Raw genomic sequence first — 18,295 nt, forward strand, 5'->3', positions numbered from 1 at the left:
TTTTTATTTTTCCGGCAGCGTTTTGGCAAGTATCTCGTAATCGTATTCAGCTTCACGCCATTGACTGTTGCATTTTGGGCAAGTAGTGGAAGTTGGGTAGTAGGGCGCGTTATGTCCGCAATCGAGACACTTGATGATAAATGACACTGTGATACAAACTCCTGTTAGGTTTTGGCCTGCGCGCGTTCCAGTGTGCGCTGGATGGTGGTAAGCAGTTCTTTTTCGTTAAATGATCCCTTTGTCAAAAGGCGCTGGCCGAGTTCACTTAATCTATTTTTCTGGTCTTCCGAAGGTTCCATGCCGCTAATGACAATCACTGGAATATCGCGCAGTTTTTGTTCAGCCCGCATATTCTCCAATATTGTAAACCCATCCAACTCCGGCATGAACAGGTCAAGGATCACTGCATGTGGAGGAGACCCGGATGAGATAATGTCCCATCCGTTTTTGCCGCCTTCGGCAAGAATGGCTTTATATCTTCCATCATCATTCAGAATTTTTCCAATTAAGCGAAGATCATTTGCGTCATCGTCAATAACAAGAACTTCGCGAATTGAGCCGTCTGAGTTTAGCCGATCCAGAGAATTGACCAGGTCGTCTTCCAGAATCGGTTTAACAAGATAATCTGCCGCGCCAAGACTGAATCCTTTTTCAAGGTCTTCGATGATACTGCACACTATGACCGGAATGTGTCTCGTATCCGGGTCACCTTTGAGGGAATCCAGTACCTGCCAGCCATCAATCCCCGGCATCATAATATCGAGTGTAATGGCAAAGGGGCGTAGTTGTTTTGCACGTTCCACAGCACGCGTTGGATCCGATAATGGAACAACCTGATATCCTTGTGGCTGTAAATAACGCTCATACAAACTAACCACTTGCGGATCATCGTCAATTGCAAGAATTACCCTGGCTGCACTGGGGATTAACTCGTTCTCTTTTTCTTTGCGGAATAAGGGCAGTGTGAAATGGAACGTGCTGCCTCTGCCCACCTGACTTTCGATCCAGATGCGCCCGCCATGCATGTTTACCAGATGCTGACAGATCGAGAGACCCAGCCCTGTACCGCCAGTTTTGCGTGTTGGAGAGTCATCTACTTGTGAAAACGCCTGGAAGAGTTTTGCCTGATCTGATTCCGAAATACCCGGCCCGGTATCGGTCACACTTACCTGGATTTCATTTCTGCCAGTCGGCCCGGGTCTTAATCCGACTTCAACCATAATATCGCCTTCATCTGTAAATTTGGCGGCATTGGAAAGCAAGTTGATCATTATCTGGCGGACGCGGATCGCATCTGCTCTCACTGTGGGTAGGTTCGGCTCAATGATCCGCTTCAACTCGATCTGCTTGTCTTTCACAAGACCCGTCATGGTTGAGAGCACACTATTGGTCACATCCACGATATTAACCTCGTCGAACGCCAACTCCATCTTGCCGGCTTCGATCTTGGAAAGATCAAGGATGTCGTTGATCAGGCTGAGCAGATGCTGACCTGAATTGTAAATGGCGGTCAGATCCTGCTGTTGTAATTCAGTTACCGGCCCGTCAATACCTTTTAGGATAACGCGCGAGAAGCCGATAATTGAATTTAAAGGTGTGCGTAATTCATGACTCATGTTTGCCAGAAATTGACTCTTTAACCTGTCAATCTCGCGCATTTCCATAACCGCTTGCTGGGAGAGCTCATACGAACGGGCATTATCAATGGCTACCGCCACCTGGTCGGCCAATGTTTGTAGTACTGTAATTTCATCTTCTGTGAAAGCGCCCGCTGTTTTTGATTGAATACCAATTGCGCCAATCACGCGGTTCCCAATTCGCAGCGGAATGGCTGCCTCAGCGCGGGTTTCAGGAAGTAATGGATTAATTTTATGAAGCGGGTCGGCTGCCACATCATTTACCACCACAGGCTGGCCTTCCAATGCCACTTTGCCCACGATGGACTTTGCGTTAATTGGCAGCGAGTGCATATTCTTTTTCATTTCCGCGCCGGCTTCACCTGTTGCTTCCCGCAATGCGGCGTTAAACCCTGTCTCTTCAACGATGAATATACCCGCATGATAGAAATCAAATCGTTCATTGATCAGAGTCACGGTTCGGGCAAAGATCGTGTTCAAATCCAATGTCGATGTGACCAGTTTTCCGATTTCTGCAGAAACCGCGAGATATTCATTTCGACGTTTAATGCCTTCTTCAGCCTTCTTGCGCTCGGTAATATCACGCGCAACCCAGAATACATTCCCTTCATCCAGTTTGGAAAGACTGGCGAGGAACCAATAGGTTTCATTCTCGATCGGCAGGTCGTATTCCAACTGAACTGTTTTTGATTCGTTTAGTGTTTCTTGAATTGCAGCAAGGAAGCGGTCTGCGGTTGCTTTTTGCATCACATCATGCATGAGCTGTCCAATCAGCTCTTCTGGCGGGCGCACCAATCTCGCCGGGTTGGTGGGAGCAATGCGCACATAGCGTCCATTTTTATCAACCACAAGCACGACATCTTCCATCGAAGAAAATAGCGCACGTAGATCAGCTTCCGATTTTGCAAGTGCCACTTCTGATTCTTTGCGTTCGGTAATATCTTCATGAACTGCAAGGAACCCGAGAATTTGTCCGTTTTCATCAAGGATCGAGCTGTTTGTGCCAGATATGAAAACAATGCGCCCGTCTTTTGTCTGATTGGTGATTTCACCTGAAATTGTGCCGCCGCTTAATAGCGTGTCCCAAAATTGTTTGTATTGTTCGGCTGGCACCACCAGATTTTAGGATGCGCGGTGTTTTACCCAAAGCCTCTTCTGCTGTATATCCATACACTTTTTGAAACCCGGGGTTGGTATATTGAATTATGCCATCGGGGTCGGTGATAAATACAGCATTATCTGTTTGGTCAATGCCAAGTTTAAATTTTTGCGCTTCCTGAAAAAGCTGCGCGTTTTCCAAAGCCAGTGAGAGTTGGTCTGTAACCTGCTTGATCAACAACTGTTCATCTGGCGTCCATGAGCGGTCGCTGCTTTCGTCTACGATGCGCAGGGTTGACCATTCGCTAAATCCTGTTGCAATGTTAACTGAATAGGAGGACGTGTTGATTTCTTCCTGTTGAACGATGACAGGTTCAAAGGGAGTTAGTGTGGATGTATGACGCTTTACCGGTCTTGCAGGGGCGGCGTGTTCGGAATTTTGCCGAACAGGTTTCGGGTCGGCAGGAAGCGGCGCTTCTTTCTCCACCTTTGGTTTGCTCTTTGGTTTTGACGCAGCATCCTCGGGTTGGAAATCCTTGAAGAGCTTGTCAAGCTGTTTGTCTATTTTCGGTTTCTTTGGCATATTCTAAAAGTTCCTGTGCAAGGATACGGTATTGTGTGGTTCCGCGTGCGCCGGGTTTGTAATGAGAAATGGGCAATCCTGCAATGGGACTTTCGCGCAGTTTTGTGTCAATTTCGATCACGGTGTTAAAGACACCTTCTCCAAATGTTGAACGAAGCTGGTCGTGAATATTGCGATGTGTGCGGTTTCTTTTATCAAGCATGGTGACAAGTATGCGATATGCCAGATTGGGATTATCTCCTTCACGTATGCGGCGAATGAGAGACATCATATTACGCAGCGCGTATGCTGAGAAATATTCAGCCTGTGTTGGAATGAGTAAAAGATCAGCAGCAGCGAGCGCGTTTTGGGTGATGGCGCCAAGTGCGGGCGGACAATCCAATAGAATATAGTTATAGGTTTGATTGCCCATATTGGCAATGGCACGCTGCAGGATGGTGGTGTAGTTTGTGCGCATCGGCAGAAATTGTTCCGAGGTTTCTATGCGCGAATTGGATTGGATCAAATCGAGATTTTCGATATCTGTTTTATGGCGGGCGCTGATCAATGGAATATTGTCGAGCATGATTTCGCTGGATGTGTATTCGGCTTCACCTGGTTCAAAGCCGAGGGATAAAGTGAGGTTGGCCTGAGCATCCATGTCAATTAACAGAACCCGATGCCCCATGTCTGCAAGGGAGGCTCCGAGGGAGAGTGTAGTTGTGGTTTTGGCGACTCCACCTTTTTCATTGGATATGGCAATTGTTTTTAACATGGCTTCCTTCCATATTGTACTATTTGTATATGATCTTTTTTATCAGGCTATTTGTCAGGTGAAGGTACGTTTTTGCGGGGGATGATCTCAACGCGGGTTGCGCCCAATGCGCGTTGTAATTCTTCAACGGCAGTTTTTATCATTTCCTGCGGACTGTTCGTACTGCGGATCTTGGTTGTAATATCAGATACGAGACTTTCACGTGAGGCACGGCGTGATGTTTCTTCAAAGAGACGGGCGTTTTCGGCTGAGAGCGCAACGCGTTCTGCGACTGCTTTGATCAGATCCATTTGATCTGTGGTTACCCGTTCGTGCTGTGGTATGTGAATGGACAAGGTCCCGATGGTTTCATTACGAATTTTTATCGGCGTTACGATCTCGTTGTATGCGCTATTGTCAATGGGTTGCACTTTTTCGCCAAGTTCAATTTGCGTTGATCCAACCGCCGAGTAGCGGAAACCTGCAAAATTTTCCTCTTGCGGCAGGCGGCTCCATGTATCGCGCAGATATTGATGCTGAATGGCTTCAGATTCTGAAAGGAGTTTTGCAGATTGATCAAACAGCCTGGCGTTTTGAATGGCAAGGCTAACCTGGTCGGCTAGTACAGATAAAATATTCACATCTTCCACAGAGAATGCGTTTGGTTCAATACTTTGGACATCGAGTGCGCCGATGATGTTTCCGGCGATCTGTAATGGGAGAGCCATTTCGGAATGCGTTTCCGGCAGATCAGGGTTATTAAAGAATACAATATCTTCACCCACATCAAGCGCAACACGCGGTTTGCCTGTGCCTGTCACATAACCAACAATACCCTGTTCGCCAATTTTCAGTTGATGGCTGCGTTTGAGCATTTTCCTTCCGCCATCGCTGTTGGCTGCGCTGAGCACTGCGTACTGACGGCTGGCGTCGGTTAGAAAAATCCCAACATGGTAAAACCCGAATTGCCGGCTGATTACTTCTGAGATGCGCGGCAATAATTCCTGCAAGTTTTGGACAGAGGTAATGGTACTTGAAATGCGTGTGATTGCCTCGAATTGTCTGGCGCGTTTTTCGCTTAATGCGCTGGCCTCTTCAAGGTCGGTCGTGCGTTGTTGAATACGCTGTTCGAGATTTTGTGTTAATTCCTGCAGCTGTTGGTTACTGACGGTTAGTTTGGCTTCGCTCTGGCGAACCTGTGTCAATGCCGAGTAAATGCTGTTTGATGCCAGACCGAAAACGATTGCGATCATAAAATAGGCGATAAAGGTTGTAATGCCATCTATGGCGGGTGTGGGCGCAATACTGGGGTTTGCGATTACAACCAGTTTATTATGGATAAGAAAAAGAACCAGAATATGTTTAATGCCGTACAAAATAGCTGTGATCAATGATCCGCGCGGACCAAGCAGCAAACCTCCGGCCACAATCACTGCACCAGAAAGAATACTGATAGGCCGTACTTCGCCATTTGCGGATATATCTACAATGGTAGACAGAATTAAGAATGATGCAATCAGGCTCATGCTGGCGGCGCGGATGTAGCCACGTTTGGCGATGAATAGCAAAACCGTTACCAGGACAACAGCCATGAGTGCAATGGGTGAGTAAAAACCGCCTACGCCGGGGTTTATGATTAGAACCAGGATGGCGGTGGGCAGAAGAATATAGGTTGCGATTAAAATGCGAAATAAAACACCTGCAGTGCGTGACTTGTCTTCGTCTTCTTCGAAAACCGGCGGAGTGAAAAAATTCCTGATGGCGTTTATCATTTCGTTCCTGTTATTAAGGTTATTTGGTGTTCTTTTCAAATTGAATCATAACTTCTGAGCCGGGCAGGGCGCGCCCTAATTCTTCCACTGCGGTCTGGAGAACGTTCTTCAAATTGATGGATGCGCCAATCTTTCCTGTGACTTCACTGATCGTTTGTTCTTTGATAACCTGCCGCTGCGATTCCTGGATTAGGCGCGCATTTTCAAGCGCGATGGAAAGACGCTCAGAGATTACTTCAGCAAGATTGACTTCGTCAGAACTCCATTGACGTCCTTTGCGGGAGCTTTTATATTGAGAGATCCGATGATCTGCCCGCGCAGCTTTATGGGCACGACAATGGACGCCTCTTCTGTGATTCCATCTGCATGGAAGATCAATACATCGCCGCGATTTAGGGCCTGGCGAATTTCGTCAGTGTCAATGGATCTGGTTAGTTTCTTTCCGCCTTGCATATTTTGGCGGTAACCGATCAGGGATTCTTCGCTGCTGAATGTTGCCCACCCTTCTTTTAGATTTTGGCGGTAGAGGGCTTGGGCTTCACTTAAAGCTTGCTGAGTTTGTTCAAACAGGCGGGCATTTTCCAGTGAGGTTGAGATTTGATCCGCCAAAATACTGAGGGTCTTTTTGTCGTTTTCAGTAAATGCACCCGGCTTTTCGCTTTGGATATCCAATACTCCAATTGTTTTACCACGCACACTTAATGGAAGCGCCATTTCGGAGCGTGTGTTTGGGAGGTTGGGATTGTCAAAGTAAACAGCATCCAGCCCTACGTCTAATGCGATGCGGGGGATTCCGGTTTGGGCGACAAAGCCCACGATTCCGCTCTCTCCGACTTCAAGCCTGTGCCCACGTGCCAGCATAATTTTTCCACCTTCGCTATTTGCGGCTTGCAGCAGCGCGTACTGACCGGTTTCGTCGAGCAGAAAATTCCGACGTGATAAAAACCAAAGCGGTCACTGACGAGGCGGGTGATAAGTGGCAGCAAGTTTTCAAGTTTTTGTTCGCTGGTAATTACCTTTGAAATTTCACTAATCGCTTGAAGTTCATTGGCGCGTTCTTCGCTCAAACGCTGAGCAATTTCGAGATCTGTTGTGCGTTCAACCACGCGCATTTCAAGATTATTTAAAGATTGATTTAATTCATCGGTCATTCGGTTGAAGGAGATGGATAATGTGCCGATCTCATCCTGTGTGCTGATATTGGCACGCGCGTGAATATCTCCATTTGCGATCTGTTCAGCAACTTTTTCAAGAGAGGTAAGCGGTGATGTGAGCACCTGCGAAGTAACAAAGCCCGTTGCAATGCTGATAATAATCAAAATAAGTGAGAGTAATACGCTGGTTCTATTTTGTTCTTTGATCGGTTCCAGATATATATCAGTGGATTGGCGAACCAGTGCGATCCACGGCTGTTTCTTCAGAAATACGCCGGTGTTGATCGATTCTGAATTTAAGGATTCCGAATAGGAGTTAAAGAAAGGTTCCTGTTGTAGATTGTTCAACCCTGCCACGATGACATCGCTTGGTTCATCCACGGCGTTCTCTTTTGGTCCGGCTGGCAGACGGTTTTCGGCTTGTAATATTACAAGCTCCACATCTGTAAAGTTTTTATACGATTTAAAAAGTTCGTCGCGTTCACTGCCTGTATAGGCCACCCGTACATATGTGTTCGTATCTACAAGTGAGATCAGAGTGCCGGCGCTGCCGGGGTTAATTGAGCGAATAATGGATTGCATGACAGTGGCGTGATACTCTACCCGTAAAACACCGATCGTATCTCCGTTTTGGGCTTTGATCGGCGAACTGAAGTAGATATTTTCTTCATTGTCACGAAAAATTATATTCGAGGCGTAGGGCAGGCCATTTTGCATGGGTCTGGTAAAGTAAGCAAATTTGCTTTCGTTCTGTCCTTGATGTTCTTCAAAGGTATCCAGAACATTGACGCCGTTTGCGTTAAGGATTGCGATCGAATGGATAAAGACCGGGTCTTTACGGGTCAGTGATAAAAGCGCAATACGCGCATTTGTGTCTTCTTCACTGCCTGAACGTGGTGGTGGTGGGAATTTCAAGTATGCACTTAATGATGATTGTTTTGCGTCTGAGAGTACCGCATTAAGTTGGACCGTTATAAATTCATCAACACTATTGGCCACTACATTGGCCAGCGTGCTTAATTGTATTGAACTTTGAGTTTGCAGTGCCCGTGTTGATGAGCTGCTGTTGAAATATCCCAGCGCGATCAAGGGAATAATCGTGATGATAATAAACGCAATAATGATCTTTGTACGCAGGGTATAGGTATTAAATTGCCTTAGAATAAAGAAAACGTATACGAAGGATACAATAATTGCGATCAGATTGGTATAGCCAGGTTTGGTGGGCAGACCAAAATCAGGGAAATACAGGTCGGTAAGGGTGATGATGGAAGCTACAATAAATGCGCTAATAATCGCGCGAGTTGCCCATAAAGGCGGCAAAGTGGCGGAAGAAATCCCAGCAACAAAAATAAGGAGCATGACGCCCAGTGCAATGCCTTGTCCTTGTGCGACAATTGGCAGGGCGAGTGACATTGTAAGTATTGTTGCTATTAAGACGCCGATCCCAAGTGTGACATGTTCGCGGTAGATTTGAAAAGCAGCAATAAATGCTGAAAAAGAAACAACAATGGTCAGGCCGATACCCCATAGCCCGTTAATTCCGTTTTGATTATAGGCGAGCGGTCCAACAATTATCGAAACCAGTGTAAACAGGGCGCCGGTGACAAGGCTGATCACAAGCGCATTTTGCTTGCGGCGTTTTTCCTGCTGCATAGGTTGTGTGATTGCGTTATCCATAAAAGCTCTCTTGTTTAAGGCAGGTACGCCGGGTCTAGTAATTCAAGCGGGTCAGTTTCTTCTGCGACGACTCCGAGCGAGATCAGGTACTCAGATGTGATTTTTGTGATGGAGTAAATTGAGTTTTTCTTCCTGTATATCAAATATTTGTTTATTATCTTCGAGGGTTAGTATCTTTAAATTATCATCAGGCAATACGTCTTCAACACTAATGTTGAGATATTTTGCGGCAATTGTCCGTGTCTCTTCCGGGTTTTGCAGACGATACTCCACTGCTTCAAACCATGCTTTTAGGAATGCCCGAATGTCTTCAGGTCTTTCATCTACGATTGATTTTCGAAATACGATCATGTCTGGAAACAGGTGCAACTGCTCCCGCGGGTAAATGATTTTATATCCGTTTGCGAGCGAATCAGACAAGTATGGTTCCCAAATATAGGCGGCTTGAACCTTCTTGTTTTCAAGGGCAGCCAGGGCATCTTCGGGATTGATTGAGACAATAGTAACATCACCAACATTCATGTTTGCACTTCGTAACATTTCGGCAACTATCAATTCATATTGGGATCCCGTCTGAATGCCGATTTTTTTTCCTCTTAGATCTTGTATGGAGTTAATTTCAGGACTGACGACAATGGCATCGTTGCCTCCGTTGTCGTGAACTGCGACAACTTTCATGAGCGCATTACGGTTGACGTTGATTGTATCTCCGACAGCTATCAGTGCGCCGTCAATTTGTCCGGCGGCCAGGTCTGGATAGGTGTCAGAAAAGATATCATAGTAAACCGGTTCGACTTCGACTCCATATTTTTTGAAAAAACCTTTTTCCTGCGCCACGAGGAGGGTGTAATCTCCCCACCATTGCGTGAATTCAACGCGTATTGGAGAATTGGGGATTGGCGTGGTTTGTAATCCCGCGCAGGCAGTGAGAATGGTAATGAGTGGAATCAGAAGCGCAATTTTGGTTATAAATTTTCTTATCATTTTTATAATACCAGTCTTATTTTGCCATACTTAATTCAATGGAGATCGGTTCGATTTGTACGAGAACATCTGATCCGCCCAGCGCACGGCTTAGCTCCTGTGCGGCTATTTGCAGGATGGTTTCAAAGCGGGTGGAAGAACTGATCTTTGAGGAAATGTCGGTTGTCAGGCGCTCAATATCTGCCCGATGTTGTGTGGCTTGCAGAAGTGTGGCGCTTTCGATGGCAAGAGAAAGGCGTTCGGTAACAGCTTCGGCGATTTCGGTATCATCACTGGTTAATTTATAATTATTGTTTGTACGCAGATTAATTACGCCAACGATTTGTCCGCGTAAACGGAGGGGATCGCAAGGTTGGATCGGGAATTTTCTTTATTGGATAGAATCGTTTTATTCTGTGAGCGCCTGTCGAATATGCTCATCTTCGAGGAGATTCCAACGGTTTGATTGTGGATCCGATCAGTTGGAATCCCAACCCTAATGATTTTGGCTGTAGGATTCTCCATGATTCGTAGGTTTTGTCATTTAAAGAACTTTGGAATCTGGATACTGTATTGCGGGCTTCTTCCAATGCGAGGGTGTTCTTGATCGCATTGGATACCTGATCGGCGAGTGTAATTAAAACTTCTATATCATCCTGATCAAAGGCGTTTGATTCGGTACTTTGCACATCTAGAGCGCCGATCACCTGGCCTGCATACCGGAGCGGCAGGGAAATCTCAGAACGGGTGTCTGGGAGGTCTGGGTTGTCAAAGAATACGGCATCTGCGCCGACGTCCAGCGCGATGCGCGGCTGGCCGGTGGCAGTAACGAAGCCGACAATGCCGGTCTGTCCGACTTGTAATTTGTGCTCGCGTTCCAGCATTTTCTTTCCGCCTTCACTGTTTGCTGCGCGCAGAATCGCAAACTCCCGCGTATCGTTCAGCAAGAAGATGCCGGTATGATATGTATTGAATTGTTCGCTAATTACTTTTGCGATCTGCGGCAGGAGTGTTTCCAGATCTTGAATGGATGAGATCACACGTACAATCTTTGAAATCGCTTCAAATTGTCTGGCGCGTTTTGAGTTGTAGCGGTTTGCGGCATCCAGATCGGTGGTGCGCTGGTTTACGCGTTCTTCCAGGGTTTGATTAAGCTCTACTAAATTTTTGTTTGAAGTGAGCAGGTTTTTTTCACTCTGGATCGCACGGGCGATTGCATCTCGTAAGTCGGTGGTGCTGAAATAGATAAGCACTGCAATGACAATAAACACAAGAGAGAGATCGCGTGAAAACGCAAGGGGTTCCTGGATGCGCGGGGTAATATATCCATTCGTTTCGAGAAATGTAAGACCCCAAATTGCTCCAATGCTAAGAAGGGTGACAAAACTTCCTATGCGCCAGTTGATAACAATACTGGCAAGCAAACTGACCGCAATGTAAGCAATGATGACCACGTCTTTTACGCCATCGGCTGTGTATGCTTGTATTCCAAGTCCCAGCCAGCCAAGAATTACAATCACTGCCCCGCTGGCATTTAAGTTCCCTCTTCGCAGTAAATAAAGTGATAGAAACATCACGAAAATTAAGCCGGTCAGAACGATGCCTGTACTGGCCGCATTTTCATCTGCATCTGGTCCAAAAGTGGGGATCAGGGAAAACATAAACACAGCGATCACAACCCATGCAAAACCGTTAATGAATTTCGCGCGGAAATTGTATTCCGGGCTGTCGAAAACTGGCGGGCTAAACAATCTTTTGATCATTCAGTCTCCTGATTTGTACTAAATTGAATGGCAATATCTGTTCCGGGCAGGGTGTTTCCTAATTCCTGGATGGCGGTTTGAAGGATGTTTTCAAGGTTACTTGTACTGCCGATTTTTGCCGAGATTTCACCGATTGTACGTTCTTTTGCCGCGCGTTTTTGCGCTTCTTGAAGCAATCGGGCATTTTCAAGAGCGAACGAGGTTCTTTCGGCGGCTGCTTGCACCATTGCGATCTCATCATTTGTCCATATACGGTCTGGATTTGCTGCGTTGAGTTTTATGGTGCCGATCTTTGTGCCACGCAAAGTAAGTGGAATTGAAAGGCTATGCGGGCGCTGCTTGTCAGATTGATTGAGTTGTATTGTATCCACGCCATCGAACGAGAACCCTTGAACATTCTGGCGTGTGAGGAATTGTTTCCATTGCTGCCCACTTAATTGGATTGATGCGGCTTCGGCTTGTTCGAGCGCTTCGCGGGTTTGTTGGTAGGAGCGCGCATTTTGAATGGCTACACTTACCTGATCTGCCAGTGTTAAAAGGATGTTGATATCTTCCTCGGCAAAGGCATTTAGTTGATTGCTTTGCACATCCAACGCGCCGAATGTTTCGGAACCAATGCGAAGGGGGAGGGCAATTTCGGAGAGTGTATCTGGAAGGTCTGGGTTATTGAAGTAAGCAGAATCAAGCCCGACGTTAAGTGCGACGCGGGGTTGTCCGCTGTTGGTTGCGTAGCCTACGATTCCATCTCCAATGAGCAGACGATGGTTACGTCCCAGCATTTTCTTTCCACCTTCGCTGTTCGCGGCGACAAGCACTGCGTATTCGCGGCGCGTATCAAGCAGGAAGATGCCAACATGGTAAAAATCAAAATTCTCAGAGATGGCAACTGTGATGAGCGGAAGGAGCGCCTCTAATGCTTGTGTGGACCTGATGGTCTGCGCAACACGTGCAATAGCCTCAAATTGATTTGCGCGACGGGTATTTTTTTCGTTTGCGTTTTCGAGTTCCTGCGTGCGTTCGGCAACGCGTTCTTCAAGACCTGAAAGCGTATCATTTAATCTTTCGGTCATGATATTTATGGAAGCGGCCAGCAAGCCGGTTTCATCCTGAGCTTCCACGTTGGCACGCGCAGAGAGATTGCCTGCGGCTACATCTTCAACTGTTTTCGTAAGGTTTACGAGTGGTTTCGTAATTACCTGGCCGACCCAGAGGCTGATAAGAAGCGATCCAATAAAAAGGAATACCAAAATTGTAATGGCTCCCTGAAATGAAGCGTCGATCTCTTTTTGTAATTCGTCGCGTGATGTGATCAGGCCGATGTTTAATTCACTTGACGGCGCGATGATGGCGAGTCTGTAGCCTGGGGTTTGCAGAGGTGCGTACCCAATATAGTTATTGACATTGTTGATCTGAATGATATCGAGGCTTGTTTCGCCGCTGATAATCTTTTGAGTGATTGCCTGTAACTCGTCTGTGCCTTTGGCAATAATGGATTGTTTTGGCGTTTCGTTAAGCGGTATTTCTTCCGGCTGCATACCAAAGAGCGCATATCCTTGCGGGGGCATTGCGAGGATGGTTCCATTTTTATCGACAAGAAAGGCAAAGCCGGTACTGCCAAGTTTGATGTTGGATATATTTTTTGAAATTTGCGTCAGTTGTATATCTGCGCCAATGACACCTTTAAATTCTCCGGTTTTTGTGTAAACAGGTACAGACAACGTTACGATCAAGCCGGTTCCGGCCGGGTCTTGATATGGATCAGTCCAACGCGGTAGTTTTTCCGGGTTATTTTGCGGGGTGGCTATGGAAAAGAAGGATTGGTTTTTGACATCAAAATTCGCAGGAATATTTCTAGCTAGGTTTATGTTGGGATAATAGGTTGTGTACCCGAGGTCGCTGATGTAATAGATGGATACCACTTCCGGGTGTGATTTTAGAAAGCTTGTGGCGTAAAAATCGAGGTAAATGGTTGTGTTTAGATCGGCTAATAACGCTTCGTTGACAACGTAGATGTTTGGTATAAAAATGGATGATGGGTCGGCGGGCGAATTTCCATATTGCCCATTTGGAAGCCGAAGTATTTTTTCACTGGCATTCCAATAGGCGCCTTCAATAAATATTTTTTGTTGAGTTTCAAGCTGTGCGCGATACGCTGCAATCCCAAGTACGTCACTTACAGTTTTAGAAAACAAAATGTCGGCTTTACCAGCTTCTGTTTGAACGACTCGGTTGATTTGTAATATGGTATTTTCTGCAACACTCGTTTCAAATTTTTGAGAAAGATTATCCAGGATGGAGGCGACGCGCCCAATGCCAAAACCTAAAAGTGCGGCCACGATAATGCTGCCGGTAACAAGAATGCTGAAGGCTACTTTAATTCGCAGACTGAATTTTCTGAATTCCCTGATGACAATTACGCCAAACGGGATGGTAATGAAGATAACAATAATGGGTACATATTGTTCCAACTGCGGTACATTCAGGCGATTATCGGGGAGGCTCAGGTCGATCAGGAATATGATCAAACCAGCTGTAACTCCAACCGCAATGCCCGAGAGTGAATAACTAGATGGCATCGCGAGACCCGTAATGGCGATGGTTACTACGATTGATGTAACGGCAATGATTGCGCCTAAATCCTGAATAAAAAATGGAACGATGGTGACATTGATCAGGAACAAAGTAATCACAAGCATCATGGCAAAAACGAATCTGCCGCTACGCATTAAAGCGAATAACCAAATGTCGATGAGTACAGTTGCCATTAAAACTGCCGAGACGATATATAGCTGCTGTTGCCCGTTGATAAAGCCGAAATACGCAAAGAGGGATGCAGTAAGAATCGCCGCGCTCATTAAAACAATAATGATGAGATACCCATTGCGGATATTCTGATCTGTGACTTCTTTGAGGGTGTTTGTTTTTATAGATTGAGACATTTTTTTCTTTCAGAGACTATTCGTCTCCGCTCCCCATCTCGACTGTGATCTGAACGCCGCCAATTTGGTTGCCCAGCTCTCGAACAGCCGTTTTCAGGATGGTCTCAATCTCTGTACCTGCGCTGATCTTCGCAGAAATTTCACCGATGACACGCTCCTTCTCTGCGGCGTTGCGGCTTTCGCTTAGGAGGCGGGCATTATCAATGGAAAGCGCAGCACGCTGAATAATGGCTGTGATAATGTCCATTTCATCAGGGCTCCATACACGGTCGTTGTCTGTTTTTATATTTAACATGCCGACGACTTCTCCGCGTAATTTCATTGGAACTGTTGTTTGCGAAGACTTATCGTTACCATCTGCTTTTTGTTTGTAAACTTCCCCTGAACGATTTACTTCTGCGGCTCCGGCTATTTTCATGGGTTCAAGGAGCATGTTCGATTTCAATCCTTGCCTGCGAATGCCAACAAGTTTTTGCGAGCGGGTAAATTTGTCCCAGCCTGTTTGAATATCGCCGCGATAAAGCATTTCAGATTCACGCAGGGCTCTTTTTGTATCTTCATAAAGACGGGCATTGGCAATGGCGATGGAAACCTGATCAGCCAGAGCGGTGAGAATTTTAATGTCGTCCTGCCCGAATGCATCCTGTGCGGTGCTTTGCACATCAATAACACCGACAAGTTTATCCCCGCTGTGAAAAAGGGGGAGTGCCATTTCGGAGCGGGTTTCAGGCAGGTCAGGATTATTGAAGTAGATGGCATCAGCCCCAGTGTCCAGAGCGATGCGGGCAACTCCGGTTCCGGCTACATTTCCTACTATGCCTACTTGTCCAACTTTTAGTTTGTGCTCGCGTGCCAGCATTTTTCTTCCGCCTTCACTATTTGAAGCCGCAAGAACAGCGTATTCATTGTTCGCATCCAGCAAAAAGATGCCGACATGATAAAAACTAAATTGTTGACTGATCAATTGTGTAATTTGCGGCAGCAGTTCCTGTAATCCTTGAGTCTGATTGATGGCACGCGAGACCTGACCAATCGCTTCAAACTGTTTGGCGCGGCGCTCGTTGTATTGATTAGCGCGTTCGAGTTCAGAGGTACGCATCTGTACTAAATTCTCAAGCCCGGCGCTGAAAGTCTGTAATTCATTATTCCGCTCAATCACTTCTCTTTCACTGGCACGTGCACGTTTGGCACTTTCACCCAGCAGGTTGATAAGGGCTCTTTGAATAAACGCTATTGTTAGAACAATAATGGAGGCGACGATTGGCGTAATAAGGGCTGTCAATGAACTGGTTTCCGATATCAGGACGCCACTTATTTCAGCAATGCCAATGCCGAATATTGTGAGAATAATCAGGAATGTGAATACAAACGCGCCTCGTTCCCCAAGAGTTAAACCAGCCAGACTGATTACTACTGCGTATACCAAAAGGTTGATGTCGTGAAGGCCATTTCCGGGAAAAATGATAACGTAGCTGGCTCCAACAAATAATGAAGTTGGCAGAAGAATTTGAGCAGGAAGGAGAACACCTCGCAGCAGAAAGATCAAACTGATTGCTGTGGCCAATAAAACATACCCGTTAATGGTTAGGTATTGTTTGTTAAGATTGCCCACGATAGATGCGATCAATGCAGCCGCTTCTGCAATTAATGAAATAACAACAAGATTTCTCAGTAAATTGAATGGAGTTTCGATCTCGTTAGGCTGTGAATTTTGTGCTGATCTCATAGTCTCACCGTTATTTCCCGGATTTCTGGGCAGAATCTGATTGGAATTGAAGAATGACTTCCGGGCCGCTTAGGATTTTTTCAAGCTCTTCTGCGGTTGCCTCAAGAATATTCTCAACATTCAATGCAGAGCCAATACGGGCTGTTGCTTCAAAAATCGTACGTTCTTTAATGGCGCGTCTTTGGCTTTCTTCAAGCAGGCGCGTTCTCGAGGGTTAGTCCGGCGCGATTTGCTGCGGCTTCTGCAACTGCCATCTCTTCCTCTGTCCAGGTACGATTAGGGTCTTCCTGCTCAAGACCAATGACGCCAATTATCTGATTACGCACTGTTATTGGAACAAGTAAGGTCTTTTTTACATCTGAGGTATTTGTCTGTGTGACGATCGCTTTGCCCGCTTCCAACTGTTTTAATAAATTGATCGGCAGATTTTGCGGTACAGACTGCATCTGCATTCCGTTGTATTCATAGGCTGAATTTTCACGGTTGTTGAGTGCAGATTGCCACACACTTTGTGTTTGTAAACGATATGCAGTATTTAACTCGGTAAATGTACCTTCGACTTGTTGTGTCAATTGTGCGTTTTCAATCGCGGCTGCGAGCTGGTCTGCCAGTAATTGCAGGATATTTGTGCTGCGTTCTTCAAAAGCAGATTCAATATCGGTTTGAATATCAAGAATGCCGATGGTAATGTTACGGCTGCGCAAAGGCAGGGCAATCTCTGAATGTGTCTGCGGCAGAAATGGGTTTTGAAAACGGACAGCATCCTTGCCAACATCCTGTGCAATGTAGGCACGGCATGTTCTAACTACATTGCCCGTCAGTCCTTCCTGCCCAATCTTTAGTTTATAGTTTTGGTCAAGCATTTCCTGCGCAGACATACCGCTTGCAGCGCGCAGATACACGAATTCTCCCGCATCATCAATCAGGTAGATTCCGACATGGTAATAATTAAAACGTTCACGGATCAAGTTGGCAGATACATTGAGCAGCGTGCTTAAGTCGCGGATGATGGTAATGTCACGCGCAACTTCGGCAATTGTTTCCAATTCGAGAGTGCTTTTCTTGAGGTCGGCGGTTCTTTCATCAATACGCTGTTCAAGTCCGACGAGTATAGATTGAAGCTGATCTGTCATTGAATTGAACGCTAAAGCTAGTACACCAATTTCATCTGTATTCTTGACGTTGGCGCGGGCGTTATAGTCACCTTGTGAGATTGAATTGGCGACCTTGCTAAGTGCGATGATTGGATTTGTTAATGAGTTTGCGATCAAGGCGGCGATGAGCGCTACAACAATTGACGTGCCAAGCACAAAAATAATATTTGTGCGAATTTGTCTCTGAACATCGGCAAGAAAGATGGTTGTAGGACGGCTGTAGGCAATTACCCAGGGTTGAGTCTGCAGGAATGCCACTGCGATTGTGTCATCACCATTGATGTTGGGTGTAATGTCGGCTTGAAAAAAAGGTTGATTTACTGCGTTATCCAGCGCCAATTCAAAATCGGTATAATTTGTAGCTTGTTCTTCAGGTGAGGTGTTTAGAAGACGATGATTATTCACAGCGATGGAAAAATCGACTGGGTTAAGAGGCACAATGGATTTTTGGATAAGCTCCGGGTTTTGGCTGTCGGCAAGGCGAATGCTGAGTTGGTCGAGAAGCAAAACCAGTGTGTCTGTGGAGGGACCTATACTTTTTGTAATAACATCCTGTAAAACAGCCGATCTATATTTTACGCGCAGAACTCCAATATAGCCGCCATTTATATTTTTGACTGCGCTCGCAAAAGTTATGCTGGTTGTTTTATCTTCTTCATATGTAACGTATGAAACAACCGGGTTATCACTAAATTGTACGGGCAAGAAGTACGGTTCTGTAGATTCGTTGCGCAGTATATCTGAGGCGTTGTCTAATATAACATTTCCATTTGTGTCCACAAGGGCATAGGAGATAATGTTGGTGCTGTCTTTCTTGCTTAGGTTTTCCAACAGGTCCAGGGTGCGCGCCTGTATCACTGTTCCCGTCCTTACGGTTGGGGACACTGTCAGATAGGTTATAAAATCAGCAAGCTGCGCTTCCGAGCTAACGGTGCTCAATGTGTTTTGGATGAAGTTATCGAGACTGTTTGCAGTTTGTGTTGCTCCTGCTTTCAAGGAGATTTCAGCCCCTTTGGTTAGTGCCTGTTGTGTTTGAATAGTATCGCGAACAGCAATGATGACCAGGGGAATCAGAGCGATCAACAACATAAAT

At 46.0% G+C, this 18,295-nt stretch carries 12 protein-coding genes; all 12 read right to left on the bottom strand.

The genetic code is table 11. The features are described from left to right. Window positions 1-3 precede the first annotated feature (3 nt). Window positions 4-147 carry a PhlB family protein gene (locus tag IPL71_RS13930; protein ID WP_345322548.1) on the bottom strand — a complete coding sequence of 48 codons (144 nt, stop codon included), beginning with the start codon at window positions 145-147 and terminating at the stop codon, window positions 4-6. A gap of 17 nt (window positions 148-164) precedes the next feature. Next, window positions 165-2,750 carry a response regulator gene (locus IPL71_RS13935; RefSeq protein ID WP_345322550.1) on the bottom strand — a complete coding sequence of 862 codons (2,586 nt, stop codon included), beginning with the start codon at window positions 2,748-2,750 and terminating at the stop codon, window positions 165-167. Beyond that, window positions 2,686-3,318 carry a PAS domain-containing protein gene (locus IPL71_RS13940; protein WP_345322551.1) on the bottom strand — a complete coding sequence of 211 codons (633 nt, stop codon included), beginning with the start codon at window positions 3,316-3,318 and terminating at the stop codon, window positions 2,686-2,688. Before IPL71_RS13940 ends, IPL71_RS13935 begins: the two co-directional genes overlap by 65 nt. Continuing rightward, window positions 3,284-4,072: a ParA family protein gene (locus tag IPL71_RS13945; protein ID WP_345322553.1), complete on the bottom strand. Its 789-nt coding sequence runs from the start codon at window positions 4,070-4,072 to the stop codon at window positions 3,284-3,286. Before IPL71_RS13945 ends, IPL71_RS13940 begins: the two co-directional genes overlap by 35 nt. Window positions 4,073-4,119: 47 nt before the next feature. Then, window positions 4,120-5,823 (bottom strand): GAF domain-containing protein, encoded by a 1,704-nt coding sequence (locus IPL71_RS13950; RefSeq protein ID WP_345322555.1) that lies wholly within the window; start codon window positions 5,821-5,823, stop codon window positions 4,120-4,122. A 231-nt stretch (window positions 5,824-6,054) separates the two neighbouring features. Then, complete coding sequence (locus tag IPL71_RS13955) at window positions 6,055-6,684, bottom strand: GAF domain-containing protein (RefSeq protein WP_514130786.1); 630 nt, start codon at window positions 6,682-6,684, stop codon at window positions 6,055-6,057. Continuing rightward, the gene (locus IPL71_RS13960; RefSeq protein ID WP_345322556.1) at window positions 6,597-8,657 is read right to left on the bottom strand and encodes a HAMP domain-containing protein; all 2,061 of its coding nucleotides are present in this window, start codon (window positions 8,655-8,657) and stop codon (window positions 6,597-6,599) included. Before IPL71_RS13960 ends, IPL71_RS13955 begins: the two co-directional genes overlap by 88 nt. A gap of 90 nt (window positions 8,658-8,747) precedes the next feature. Next, window positions 8,748-9,641 (bottom strand): ABC transporter substrate-binding protein, encoded by an 894-nt coding sequence (locus tag IPL71_RS13965; protein WP_345322557.1) that lies wholly within the window; start codon window positions 9,639-9,641, stop codon window positions 8,748-8,750. 416 nt (window positions 9,642-10,057) lie between these two features. Beyond that, complete coding sequence (locus IPL71_RS13970) at window positions 10,058-11,383, bottom strand: GAF domain-containing protein (protein ID WP_345322559.1); 1,326 nt, start codon at window positions 11,381-11,383, stop codon at window positions 10,058-10,060. Next, window positions 11,380-14,322, bottom strand: coding sequence for a GAF domain-containing protein (locus IPL71_RS13975; RefSeq protein ID WP_345322561.1), 2,943 nt, complete (start codon window positions 14,320-14,322; stop codon window positions 11,380-11,382). The genes IPL71_RS13970 and IPL71_RS13975 overlap by 4 nt, the downstream gene beginning before the upstream one ends. A 16-nt stretch (window positions 14,323-14,338) precedes the next feature. After that, window positions 14,339-16,048, bottom strand: a complete 1,710-nt coding sequence (locus tag IPL71_RS13980) for a GAF domain-containing protein (protein WP_345322563.1) — start codon at window positions 16,046-16,048, stop codon at window positions 14,339-14,341. Window positions 16,049-16,239: 191 nt separating this feature from the next. Then, window positions 16,240-18,291 (bottom strand): GAF domain-containing protein, encoded by a 2,052-nt coding sequence (locus IPL71_RS13985; RefSeq protein ID WP_345322565.1) that lies wholly within the window; start codon window positions 18,289-18,291, stop codon window positions 16,240-16,242. Between the last annotated feature and the right edge of the window lie 4 nt (window positions 18,292-18,295).

Origin of the sequence: Candidatus Villigracilis proximus, assembly GCF_016717045.1 — a bacterium.
GTDB classification, from domain to species: domain Bacteria; phylum Chloroflexota; class Anaerolineae; order Anaerolineales; family Villigracilaceae; genus Villigracilis; species Villigracilis proximus.

What these genes read in the sequence shown, in the direction of transcription:
- IPL71_RS13970 (WP_345322559.1), bottom strand. Translation starts at nt 11,383, where the DNA reads ATGATCAAAAGATTGTTTAGCCCGCCAGTTTTCGACAGCCCGGAATAC.
- IPL71_RS13940 (WP_345322551.1), bottom strand. Translation starts at nt 3,318, where the DNA reads ATGCCAAAGAAACCGAAAATAGACAAACAGCTTGACAAGCTCTTCAAG.
- IPL71_RS13965 (WP_345322557.1), bottom strand. Translation starts at nt 9,641, where the DNA reads ATGATAAGAAAATTTATAACCAAAATTGCGCTTCTGATTCCACTCATT.
- IPL71_RS13985 (WP_345322565.1), bottom strand. Translation starts at nt 18,291, where the DNA reads ATGTTGTTGATCGCTCTGATTCCCCTGGTCATCATTGCTGTTCGCGAT.
- IPL71_RS13945 (WP_345322553.1), bottom strand. Translation starts at nt 4,072, where the DNA reads ATGTTAAAAACAATTGCCATATCCAATGAAAAAGGTGGAGTCGCCAAA.
- IPL71_RS13950 (WP_345322555.1), bottom strand. Translation starts at nt 5,823, where the DNA reads ATGATAAACGCCATCAGGAATTTTTTCACTCCGCCGGTTTTCGAAGAA.
- IPL71_RS13980 (WP_345322563.1), bottom strand. Translation starts at nt 16,048, where the DNA reads ATGAGATCAGCACAAAATTCACAGCCTAACGAGATCGAAACTCCATTC.
- IPL71_RS13975 (WP_345322561.1), bottom strand. Translation starts at nt 14,322, where the DNA reads ATGTCTCAATCTATAAAAACAAACACCCTCAAAGAAGTCACAGATCAG.
- IPL71_RS13960 (WP_345322556.1), bottom strand. Translation starts at nt 8,657, where the DNA reads ATGGATAACGCAATCACACAACCTATGCAGCAGGAAAAACGCCGCAAG.
- IPL71_RS13955 (WP_514130786.1), bottom strand. Translation starts at nt 6,684, where the DNA reads ATGCTGGCACGTGGGCACAGGCTTGAAGTCGGAGAGAGCGGAATCGTG.